This is a genomic window from Flammeovirga agarivorans (assembly GCF_012641475.1).
GTDB lineage: Bacteria > Bacteroidota > Bacteroidia > Cytophagales > Flammeovirgaceae > Flammeovirga > Flammeovirga agarivorans.
Genome location: NZ_JABAIL010000045.1, coordinates 1 through 1,422, shown reverse-complemented (window position 1 = coordinate 1,422; position 1,422 = coordinate 1). Strand labels below are relative to the sequence as shown.

The following is a 1,422-nucleotide window of genomic DNA, read 5'->3' as shown; positions in this document are numbered from 1 at the left end:
AAGCTCTGTAACACCAGCTAAAACTCCACGTTCGGGTGACGCACCCTCACACGTAGTTTAGCCATTACGTTCCACACCATTAAAAAAAGAAAATAGTGCATCAAAAATTCGACATTGAAATAAAAGGGCAAAATGAGAATACAGTTCGATTTCGATTAAAAAATGGTGAAAAATATTTATCCTTTAAAGATGTATTTGAACTATGGATAAATAATCCAAAATTTGTTAAATTTTATAAAGACCAATTGATAAAGTTGGATTATGAAGCATTTTATTGGGAGCATCCTGCAATAAAAAAAGGGTTCTTAGAAAAGAAATATGAATGCATCTTACAAAGAAGCCAACCTTTGGAGTATTTGCCGATAAATGAAAGTGCGTTCAAAGATTTTATACATAAGAATGAGCAGGTAATAGATTTCATGAATTTGGGAAAGAATGCAAGATTGGTTATACCAACAAAAAAGATAGATAAAGAAATTTACAACCACATGGGTAAATTTATAAGGTTGGCAGAACAAGAGCAGATAATTGAAGTATTTAAAAGAGTTGGAAAATCTATACTCGAAGAAATTGAAAACCAAAAATTGATTTGGTTGAATACTGCAGGTTTAGGAGTAATTTGGTTGCACATAAGAATGGATACAAGACCCAAATATTACAAAACAATGAGATATAAAGAACCTGACTTTTTGAGTAACATCAAATGAATCAATTATGAAAAATCTATTTAAAAAATGGTTGGGGAAAGCAGAACCCAAATCAAATAGCTCAATGAAAAAGTGGAAATAAATAACTTTCAGTTAGAAGAACTAATCAGAAGAGGCAATAATGAAGAATTCCTAAAAATTGCTGCTGAAATCGGAGGAGAAAAAATAAAATGTAATTCCAACTCAGAAGAATTAGCATCAATTCATTGGGCAGCAGGTTCAGGAAATATTGAAATTGTTAAGTATCTTCTATCAGATGAAGTAAACGAAAATGCCAGTTTGACAAGAGGCAATAATTTCTCTCCACTTCATGCAGCTTCAATGAACGGTTTTGCAAATATTGTAGAACTCTTAATTGAAAAAGGAGCAAATGTGAATGTTCAAACAGACCCACAAAAATATGCTCCAATTCATAGTGCATCATTTGGAGGGCATTTGGAAACAATAAAAGTTTTGGTAGATAATGGTGCAGATTTGAATTTGAGGAATTACAGAAACGAATTACCAATTGATACAGCGAAAAGACAAAATCAAACGGAAACAATTAAATATTTTGAAGAATTAAAGTAAAAAATCAAACGGCGTGGAACAATGCATATAACGTTCATACCCAGCAAAAGCTGGTTACGACGTATATGTGCTACGTTGGCAACCATAAATGTAGGATGAATAAATTTTCAAAAATATATCAAAATAAAACCGATTCAGAACTCCT

At 31.9% G+C, this 1,422-nt stretch carries 2 protein-coding genes; both read left to right on the top strand.

Translation table 11 applies throughout. The features are described 5' to 3' along the window. Positions 1-95: 95 nt before the first annotated feature. Positions 96-707: a DUF6940 family protein gene (locus HGP29_RS28125; RefSeq protein WP_168885803.1), complete on the top strand. Its 612-nt coding sequence runs from the start codon at positions 96-98 to the stop codon at positions 705-707. A 72-nt stretch (positions 708-779) separates the two neighbouring features. Continuing rightward, on the top strand, positions 780-1,277 hold the full coding sequence (locus HGP29_RS29045; RefSeq protein WP_168885802.1) for an ankyrin repeat domain-containing protein: 498 nt from the start codon (positions 780-782) through the stop codon (positions 1,275-1,277). Positions 1,278-1,422 lie beyond the last annotated feature (145 nt).